Here is a 9522-nt window from a genome sequence, read left to right as displayed (position 1 = left end):
CGTTTGTACAGTGTCGTCCGGCTGATCCCCAGGGCCCGCGCCACGGCCGAGAGGTTGCCATTGGCCCGTTTCAGCAGGCTGTGCAGGTCCGTCTCATCGTCACTGCAGTCGCTCACCACCGGGCGCCCTTGTGTTTCAGCCAGAAATACGCCAGGCAGATGTTCGACGCCGACCGGCCCATCGCCTGCCAGTGCCAGCGCCACCTGCATCACACTCACCAGCTCGCGCACATTGCCCGGCCAGGGGTGGCGGTCAAGCAGTTCGAGGATAGGCTGCCCCAAGCGCTGGGGTTGGTGAGGGTCGCGATAACGTGCGTGGATGTGCTCGATCAATGCTCGCCGGTCAGTGCGCTCGCGCAGCGCCGGCAACACGACCGCCATTGCCGCGATGCGGTAGTAGAGGTCTTGGCGAAAGCGCCCCGCACGCACCTCTTCGGTCAGGTCCCGATTGCTTGCCGAGACCACGCGGATATCCACCGCTACCGGTTCGCCGCTGCCCAGTGGCTGAATGCTGCGCGATTGCAGCACGCGCAGCAGGCGGGCCTGGGTCGGCAGCGGCATGTCGCCGATTTCGTCGAGGAACAGAATGCCCTGGTCGGCCTTGCGTATCAGCCCCGGGTTGCCCTTGTGATGAGCGCCGGTGAAGGCGCCCTTGTCATAACCGAACAACTCCGATTCCACCAGCTCTGCCGGGATCGCCGCACAGTTGACCGCGATCAACGGCTGGCGGGCACGGCTGCTGGCGCGGTGCAGGGCCTGGACGAAGACTTCCTTGCCGACGCCGGTTTCACCCTGGACCAGCAGCGGGATGTCTTTTTCCAGCATCAGGCTGGCCTGGGCCAGGGCCTTTTCCATGCGTGGGTCGCCACTGCCAAGCGCTGAGCGCGGAGGGCTTTGCCGGGGTGCTTGCCACTGGCAGTGGAAGCGGTTGCGCCCGGCTGCCTGCAAAGCGAATGGCTGTTGCTGGGGGTGGGCAAGCAACTGGCACAAGGGGATCTGGAACAGTTGCTCGACGTTTTGTTGCAGCGGGTTGCCGCCCAGCAGGCTGTCGGCTCGATGATTGGCGGCGAGTACCTGGCCACGCTCATCGAATACCAGCAGCCCGGCCCAGGGGCTGTCGAGGTTGTCGCAGGCGCTGTTGAACAGCAATTGGGCGTGCTGTTCGGCATGCTGCGCAAGGATCAGGCGATTCTCCAGGCTCTGGCCCATCATGCGCACCAGGCCGAGGGTCTGGGTGGCCGGCAGGTAGCCGTCGCTGGCCACGTCGAGCACCCCGACCAGTTGCCGCAGGGCATCGTACAGCGGGGCTGCGGCGCTGGACATGTAACGGTTCTGGCGCAGGAAGTGTTCGTCCTGGCCAACATGGACGGGCTCGGCGCAGACCAGCGCGGTACCCAGCGCATTGGTGCCCACGCCCCGTTCGTGCCAGTGGGCACCGGCACTGAAACCGTGCTGGTGCTGGGGGCAGACGAAGCGTCGCGAACCCCAGGTCTCGAGCAGGCAGCCGTTGGCGTCGGCGAGCATCACCAGGTAGCTGGCATTGCCCAGCAGGTGCGCGTATTGCGGCAGCACGCCATCGCGGGTGTGTTGCAACAGTGCCTGGCGCCGCTCCAGCAGGGCGCTGAGTTCGGCCTTGGTCAGGCAATCGAAGTCGGGGCGCTCTGTGGCTGCAGGCCGTGATCGCGGCAGCGCGCCCAGGAGGCCTGGATCAGTTGGGCATGGGTCGAAGTGGCGGTGGCCATGGGCCTGTCCTGTGTGATTGTTGTTATCAGCCGACCGCTGTTGAGTGTCGTCCACCGTTGTTCATTGTCAAACCCGCCACTGTTCAGGTGTTCAGCGAAAGTGTTCAGTTGTGAATCGCTGCTGGCCTGTCGGCACCGTCAAAGCCGCAGGCCAGAGGGCCAGAGTGGAACTGGCACGGTATTGGCTGTCTGTGCCGGACAACCACAATAACAAGGTCCTGCCATGTCTCTGGTGCTGGAACAGGTCAGCCGCAGCGTCGATAACCAGCCCTGGATCATCGACGCGTCCCTGCAGTTCGAGCCTGGCTCGTTCAACGTGCTGCTTGGCCGGACCCTGGCCGGCAAAACCAGCCTCATGCGCCTGATGGCCGGGCTCGACCACCCCGACCGTGGCCGCGTGCTGATGGCGGGTGAAGATGTCACTGGCGTGCCGGTGCGCCGGCGCAATGTGTCGATGGTGTATCAGCAGTTCATCAATTACCCGACCCTGAGCGTGTACGAGAACATCGCCTCACCCCTGCGCCAGGCGCGCCTGGCGGAGCCGGACATCCGTCGGCGCGTGCAGGAAACTGCCGAAATGCTGCGTATCGAACCCTACCTGCAACGCTTGCCGCTGGAGCTGTCTGGCGGCCAGCAGCAGCGCACGGCGATGGCCAGGGCGCTGGTCAAGGATGCCGGGTTGATCCTGTTCGATGAGCCGCTGGTCAACCTCGACTACAAGCTGCGCGAAGGGCTGCGCCAGGAGCTGCGCGAGTTGTTCGCCGCGCGCAACTGCATTGCCGTGTATGCCACCACCGAGCCCAACGAAGCGCTGGCACTGGGCGGCACCACCACCCTGGTGCACGAGGGGCGAATCGTCCAGAGCGGGCCGACGGCCGAGGTCTACCAGCGGCCCGGCAGCGTGCTGGCCGCCGAGTTGTTCAGCGAGCCGCCGATCAACCTGATACCGGGGCGTATCAATGGCAATGAGGTGAGCCTGGCCCAGGCCGTGCACTTCGCCCGCAATGTCGACCTGCACCGCCTGGGCGACGGCGATTACCGCTTTGGCGTGCGCCCCAGCCACCTCACCCTGGTGCCGGCGCACGATGACGACCTGGAACTGGCGGTGCGGGTGGAACTGGCCGAGATCAGCGGTTCCGAGACATTTCTGCATGTGCGTAACGAGCACTGGCCGATGGTCCTGCACCTGCCGGGGGTGCACGAGTATCAGGTGGATACGCCGATCCGTGTCTTCATACCCACCCACAAGCTGTTCGTCTTCGACAGCGCCGGGGCACTGGTACAAGCACCGGGCCTGCGCCAGGCAAGGAGCGCCTGATGGCCGAAATCCGCCTGCGCCAGCTGGCGCACAGCTACAGCCGGCAACCCACCGCCGAGGGCGACTACGCGCTGCATCAACTGGAGCACGTGTGGGAGCAGGGCGGCGCTTATGCGTTGCTCGGGCCTTCCGGGTGTGGCAAGTCGACCTTGCTGAACATCATCTCGGGGCTGCTAACACCGTCCCATGGCCAGGTGCTGTTCGACGGCAAGCCGGTCAATGACCTTTCGCCGCAGCAGCGCAACATTGCCCAGGTGTTTCAGTTCCCGGTGGTGTACGACACCATGACGGTGTTCGACAACCTGGCGTTCCCTTTGCGCAACCAGGGCCTGGACGAAGCCAGGGTGCGCACGCGGGTCGAGGAAATCGCCGAAGTGCTCGACCTGGGCGCAGTGCTGAAGAAAAAGGCGCGCAACCTCAGCGCCGATGAAAAGCAGAAAGTGTCCATGGGCCGGGGCCTGGTGCGCGATGACGTCTCGGCCATCCTTTTCGACGAGCCGTTGACGGTGATCGACCCGCACCTGAAATGGAAGTTGCGGCGCAAGCTCAAGCAGATCCATGAGCAGTTCAACATCACCATGATCTACGTGACCCACGATCAACTGGAGGCTTCGACCTTCGCCGACAAGATCGCGGTGATGCATGGCGGGCGCATCGTCCAGTTCGGCACCCCGCGTGAGCTGTTCGAGCGGCCCCGGCATACCTTTGTCGGCTACTTCATCGGCAGCCCGGGGATGAACCTGATCGACGTGCGCGCCGACGCGGCGGGGGTCGCGTTCGGCGATGTGCACCTGGCACTGCCCGACGGCCTGCGCGAACGCTTGGCGGGCACGCACGGCGGGCGCCTGCAAGTGGGCATTCGCCCGGAGTTCGTGCAACTGTGGGACAGCCCGTTCGAGGGCGCCTTGCCTGCGCGAGTGCTGGACGTCGAGGACCTGGGCACCTATCGCATCGTCACTCTGGTGCTTGGCGGCGTGGCGCTCAAGGCGCGCCTGGCAGAAGATCGCCCGGTGCCGGTGGCACATGCCTGGGTCAGCCTGCCGACGCAGTGGCTGCTGCTGTACGTCGACGATCTGCTGCTGGAGGCCGTGCCATGAACAAGGTGCCGAACAACAAGGCCTGGTGGCTGGTGCTGCCGGTGTTCCTGCTGGTGGCGTTCAGTGCCGTGATGCCGATGATGACGGTGGTCAACTATTCGGTGCAGGACATTTTCGACCAGTCCAGCCGCTACTTCGTCGGCGCCGACTGGTACCGCCAGGTGTTGCGCGACCCGGCATTGCACGATGCCTTGCTGCGCCAATTCATCTATTCCGCCTGCGTGCTGCTGATCGAAATTCCGCTGGGCATCGGCATCGCCCTGACCATGCCGACCAAGGGGCGCCTGGCGTCGGTATGCCTGATCGTCATGGCCATCCCGCTGCTGATCCCGTGGAATGTGGTAGGTACCATCTGGCAGATCTTTGGCCGCGCCGATATCGGCCTGCTCGGTGCTACGCTGGCCAAGCTTGGCGTCAGCTACAACTATGCCGGCGACCCGTTCGACGCCTGGCTCACCGTGCTGGTGATGGACGTCTGGCACTGGACATCACTGGTGGCGCTGCTGTGCTACTCGGGCCTGCGCGCCATCCCCGACGTGTACTACCAGGCCGCGCGCATCGACCGGGCATCGGGCTGGGCGGTGTTCCGGCATATCCAGTTGCCCAAGCTCAAGAACGTGCTGCTGATCGCGGTGATGCTGCGCTTCATGGACAGCTTCATGATCTACACCGAGCCGTTCGTGCTCACCGGAGGCGGGCCGGGTAACGCCACCACCTTCCTCAGTCAGACCCTGACCCGCATGGCGGTCGGGCAGTTCGACCTGGGCCCGGCGGCGGCGTTCTCGCTGGTGTATTTCCTGATCATTCTGCTGGTGTCGTGGCTGTTCTATACCGCCATGACCCACGCCGACAAGGACTAGGCCATGAGTACACGCAAGACGCTGGCCCTGCTGCTGTACTTCTTCTTCCTGCTGGTGCCGATCTACTGGCTGCTGAACATGTCGTTCAAGAGCAACACCGAGATACTCGGTGGCCTCACCCTGTGGCCGCAGGCGTTCACCCTCGACAACTACCGGGTGATCTTCACCGATGCCAGCTGGTACAGCGGCTACATCAACTCGCTGTACTACGTGTGCCTGAACACGCTGATTTCGCTGCTGGTGGCGCTGCCGGCGGCCTATGCCTTCTCGCGCTACCGCTTCCTCGGTGACCGCCACCTGTTCTTCTGGTTGCTGACCAACCGTATGGCCCCACCTGCGGTGTTTCTGCTGCCGTTCTTTCAGCTCTATTCGTCCATCGGCCTGTTCGATACGCACATTGCCGTTGCCCTGGCCCACTGCCTGTTCAACGTGCCGCTGGCAGTGTGGATTCTCGAGGGGTTCATGTCGGGCGTGCCGAAGGAGATTGATGAAACCGCCTACATCGATGGTTACAGCTTCCCGCGTTTCTTCGTGAAGATTTTCATTCCGCTGATCGGCTCCGGCATCGGCGTGACGGCGTTTTTCTGCTTCATGTTTTCCTGGGTCGAACTGTTGCTGGCGCGCACCCTGACTTCGGTGAACGCCAAGCCGATTGCCGCCGTGATGACCCGCACGGTGTCTGCTTCGGGCATCGACTGGGGCGTGCTGGCGGCGGCAGGGGTGTTGACCATCCTGCCAGGCATGCTGGTGATCTGGTTCGTTCGCAACCATGTGGCCAAGGGCTTTGCCCTAGGCCGGGTGTGAGGAGGGCAACGCATGGAGTGGATGGCCTGGACCTTGCCCACGGCGCTGTTCTTCGCCGCCGTCGGCGTACTGCTGCTGTGCATGACCCTGTTCGAACTGCGCCGCCCCTGTGTGGAGCGGCGTGGCTTTCTGCCGATCGTCACCAGCCGTGGCGACCGGTTGTTCATCGGCCTGTTGGTCAGCGCCTACCTGCACTTGCTGGTAGTCGGGGTCAGCGACTGGCCTTTATGGGTGGCCTCGCTGCTGTCGCTGGGCTGGCTCGTGGTGGTGCTGCGCTGGGGCTGAGCGACGGCTCCGGGGAATAACTCAAACGGGAGAGCACAATGTTCCATAACAAACACAACCGGCGACATTTGACCCTGGCCGCGATGCTGGTACTGGCGGGCGTACACGGTGCGGCGTGGGCCGACCAGTACGAGGATGCGGCATCGAAATGGATCGCCAGCGAGTTCAAACCGTCGACCCTGACGCCGGAGCAGCAGTTGGCCGAACTCAAGTGGTACATCAAGGCCGCCGAGCCGTTTCGCGGGATGAAGATCAATGTGGTGTCGGAAACCATCACCACCCATGAGTACGAGTCCAAGGTGCTGGCCAAGGCCTTCAGCGAGATCACCGGGATCCAGCTGACCCACGACCTGCTGCAGGAAGGCGACGTGGTGGAGAAGCTGCAGACGCAGATGCAGTCGGACAAGAACATCTACGACGGCTGGGTCAACGACTCCGACCTGATCGGTACGCATTTTCGCTACGGCAAGGTGGAGTCGATCACTGATCTGATGGCCAACGAAGGCAAGGACTACACCTCGCCGACCCTGGACCTGAAGGACTTCATTGGCATTTCGTTCACCACCGCGCCGGATGGCAAGGTTTATCAGTTGCCCGACCAGCAGTTCGCCAACCTGTACTGGTTCCGCGCCGACTGGTTCGAGCGGCCCGAGCTCAAGGCCAGGTTCAAGGAAAAGTACGGTTACGAGCTGGGCGTGCCGGTGAACTGGTCCGCCTATGAGGACATTGCCAAATTCTTCACCGAAGACGTCAAGGAAATCGATGGCAAGCGCGTCTATGGCCACATGGACTATGGCAAGAAGGACCCTTCGCTGGGGTGGCGCTTCACCGATGCCTGGTTCTCCATGGCCGGTGGTGGCGACAAAGGGCTGCCCAATGGCTTGCCAGTGGACGAGTGGGGCATCCGCGTGGAGGATTGCCACCCGGTAGGGTCCAGCGTGACCCGCGGCGGCGACACCAATGGCCCGGCGGCCGTCTATGCCACGCAGAAGTACGTCGACTGGATGCGCGCCTATGCGCCCAAGGAAGCGCAAGGCATGACCTTCTCCGAGGCCGGCCCGGTGCCTGCGCAAGGCAACATCGCCCAGCAGATCTTCTGGTACACCGCCTTTACCGCCGACATGACCAAGCCGGGGCTGCCGGTGGTCAACGCTGACGGCACGCCGAAGTGGCGCATGGCGCCCTCGCCCAAGGGGCCATACTGGGAGGAGGGGATGAAGCTGGGCTATCAGGACACCGGCTCCTGGACCTTCTTCAAGTCCACCCCCGAGAAGCAGCGCCTGGCCGCTTGGCTATACGCCCAGTTCGTCACCTCCAAGACCGTGTCGTTGAAAAAGACCATCGTTGGCCTGACGCCGATCCGCGAGTCGGACATCAACTCCCAGGCCATGACCGACCTGGCGCCCAAGCTTGGCGGGCTGGTGGAGTTCTATCGTAGCCCGGCACGGGTGCAATGGACCCCGACCGGGACCAACGTGCCGGACTATCCTCGCCTGGCACAACTGTGGTGGAGCCATATCGCCGAAGTGGCCAGTGGCGAGAAAACGCCGCAAGAAGCGCTGGATGGCTTGGCCCGGGATCAGGACCGCATGATGGAGCGGTTGCAGCGCTCCAATGCCCAGGCCACCTGCGCGCCTAAGCTGAACCCTGAAAAAGACGCACAGTACTGGTTCGACCAGCCGGGGGCGCCAAAACCGAAACTGGCCAACGAGAAGCCCAAGGGCGAGACGGTCAGCTATGACGAGCTGCTGAAATCGTGGGAGGCGGCGCGCAAGTGACCGGCTAGGGGCCCAAATGGGTTCATCGTCGGCAAGCTGCTGAATCCAAGGCAAAAAAACGGCACCTGCCAGAGGTGCCGTTTTCATTTCACGCAAGCTTACTTATGCAGCTCTTCTGCCGCATACAGCGTGTTTTCCAGCAGGCAGGCCCGGGTCATCGGCCCTACGCCGCCCGGCACCGGCGTGATCCAGCCCGCGCGGGGCAGGGCGGTCTCGTAGACCACATCGCCGACCAGCTTGCCGTCTTCCTGGCGGTTGATGCCCACGTCGATGACGATGGCGCCTTCCTTGACCCACTCACCCTTGACCAGCCCCGGCTTGCCGGCAGCCACGACCACCAGGTCGGCACGGCCGACATGACCGGCCAGGTCCTTGGTGAAGCGGTGGCAGACGGTCACGGTGCAGCCGGCCAGCAGCAGCTCCATGGCCATCGGGCGGCCAACGATGTTGGAAGCGCCGACGATCACGGCGTCCATGCCGTACAGGTCCTGACCGGTGCTTTCGAGCAGGGTCATGATGCCTTTAGGGGTGCACGGGCGCAGCAGCGGAATACGCTGGGCCAGGCGGCCGATGTTATACGGGTGGAAGCCATCGACGTCCTTGTCCGGACGGATGCGCTCGAGCAGCAGCGATGCATCCAGGTGTGCAGGCAGCGGCAGTTGCAGCAGGATGCCGTCCACTGCCGGGTCGTCGTTGAGGCGGTCGATCAGCTCGGTCAGGGCTTGCTGCGTGGTTTCGCTGGGCAGATCGAAGGCCTGCGAAATGAAACCGACCTCTTCGCAGTCCTTGCGCTTGTGCGAGACATAGACTTGGGAGGCGGGGTCGGTGCCGACCAGGATCACCGCCAGGCCCGGCGTGCGCAGGCCTTGCTGGCGACGCTCCTCGACACGTTGAGCGATCTGCTTGCGCAGGTTGGCGGCGATCGCCTTGCCATCGATTAGGTGTGCAGTCATAGACGCGTGATTAACCATCGAGAAAGGAACAATAAAGAGGGCGCATTCTCGCACGACACGGCCCGAGGGCAAAGGCGGGTGGTCGGGCAAATGCCCTAACCCCTTAAATAATTTAAATTTTTTATAGAAAGGTGTTGACGCTTATACGGGTCGCCTATAAGATTCGCCGCACTTGTCGGGCACAGCCTAGCACTGGTTGGCGAAGTCGGGCAGAATGAGTGGTTTTAGTATTGCTCGTTCGGTTAGGCTTTACGCTTATGCGCCCGTAGCTCAGCTGGATAGAGCATCCGCCTTCTAAGCGGATGGTCGCAGGTTCGAGTCCTGCCGGGTGCGCCATTAGGCAGCTTGGGCAAGCAAGTGAGGCAGTAAAGCGATATGGTGGGCGTAGCTCAGTTGGTAGAGCGCCGGATTGTGATTCCGGTTGTCGTGGGTTCGATTCCCATCGTCCACCCCATATTCTTCAGAGGCGCCTTGATTGTAGATCTGGCGCCTTTGTTTTAAGCGTTATGCGGACGTGGTGAAATTGGTAGACACACTGGATTTAGGTTCCAGCGGCGCAAGCTGTAAGAGTTCGAGTCTCTTCGTCCGCACCATGTTTATGTAAGGTTGTACCGTAACACCGCAATATGGTGGGCGTAGCTCAGTTGGTAGAGCGCCGGATTGTGATTCCGGTTGTCGTGGGTTCG

General features: G+C 62.9%; 7 protein-coding genes, 3 tRNA genes and 1 pseudogene. 9 read left to right on the top strand and 2 right to left on the bottom strand.

What is annotated here, in order from left to right:
* A pseudogene (locus BLX42_RS25045) lies at nt 1-1741 on the bottom strand (sigma-54-dependent Fis family transcriptional regulator); the annotation flags it as partial.
* Between the two features lie 223 nt (nt 1742-1964).
* On the opposite strand from BLX42_RS25045, the gene BLX42_RS25040 reads away from it, so the two are divergent.
* From BLX42_RS25040 to BLX42_RS25015, 6 genes are read left to right on the top strand one after another with little or no spacing between them, the layout of a single operon-like run.
* Nucleotides 1965-3059, top strand: coding sequence for an ABC transporter ATP-binding protein (locus BLX42_RS25040; RefSeq protein WP_046787924.1), 1095 nt, complete (start codon nt 1965-1967; stop codon nt 3057-3059).
* Nucleotides 3059-4156, top strand: coding sequence for an ABC transporter ATP-binding protein (locus BLX42_RS25035; RefSeq protein ID WP_161872877.1), 1098 nt, complete (start codon nt 3059-3061; stop codon nt 4154-4156). Before BLX42_RS25040 ends, BLX42_RS25035 begins: the two co-directional genes overlap by 1 nt.
* Nucleotides 4153-5016 (top strand): carbohydrate ABC transporter permease, encoded by an 864-nt coding sequence (locus tag BLX42_RS25030; protein WP_039603432.1) that lies wholly within the window; start codon nt 4153-4155, stop codon nt 5014-5016. The genes BLX42_RS25035 and BLX42_RS25030 overlap by 4 nt, the downstream gene beginning before the upstream one ends.
* A gap of 3 nt (nt 5017-5019) precedes the next feature.
* The gene (locus tag BLX42_RS25025) at nt 5020-5820 is read left to right on the top strand and encodes a carbohydrate ABC transporter permease (RefSeq protein ID WP_039603433.1); all 801 of its coding nucleotides are present in this window, start codon (nt 5020-5022) and stop codon (nt 5818-5820) included.
* Between the two features lie 12 nt (nt 5821-5832).
* Nucleotides 5833-6105, top strand: a complete 273-nt coding sequence (locus BLX42_RS25020; RefSeq protein WP_125923206.1) for a DUF2160 domain-containing protein — start codon at nt 5833-5835, stop codon at nt 6103-6105.
* Between the two features lie 38 nt (nt 6106-6143).
* Complete coding sequence (locus BLX42_RS25015; RefSeq protein ID WP_161872876.1) at nt 6144-7883, top strand: ABC transporter substrate-binding protein; 1740 nt, start codon at nt 6144-6146, stop codon at nt 7881-7883.
* 98 nt (nt 7884-7981) lie between these two features.
* Here the strand turns inward: BLX42_RS25015 and folD are convergent, their stop codons facing one another.
* Complete coding sequence (gene folD / locus BLX42_RS25010) at nt 7982-8836, bottom strand: bifunctional methylenetetrahydrofolate dehydrogenase/methenyltetrahydrofolate cyclohydrolase FolD (protein ID WP_039603436.1); 855 nt, start codon at nt 8834-8836, stop codon at nt 7982-7984.
* Nucleotides 8837-9095: 259 nt separating this feature from the next.
* On the opposite strand from folD, the gene BLX42_RS25005 reads away from it, so the two are divergent.
* The 3 genes from BLX42_RS25005 (at nt 9096) to BLX42_RS24995 (ending at nt 9429) form a co-directional block, all read left to right on the top strand.
* Nucleotides 9096-9172 (top strand) — tRNA-Arg (locus BLX42_RS25005).
* A gap of 42 nt (nt 9173-9214) precedes the next feature.
* Nucleotides 9215-9290, top strand: a tRNA-His gene (locus BLX42_RS25000).
* A gap of 54 nt (nt 9291-9344) precedes the next feature.
* Nucleotides 9345-9429 (top strand) — tRNA-Leu (locus BLX42_RS24995).
* Nucleotides 9430-9522 lie beyond the last annotated feature (93 nt).

Origin of the sequence: Pseudomonas sp. SG-MS2, from assembly GCF_009933855.1 — a bacterium.
Taxonomy (GTDB): Bacteria; Pseudomonadota; Gammaproteobacteria; order Pseudomonadales; family Pseudomonadaceae; genus Aquipseudomonas; species Aquipseudomonas putida_E.
The sequence above is the reverse complement of the archived record's forward strand: the minus strand, read 5'-3'. Positions and strand labels throughout refer to the sequence as shown.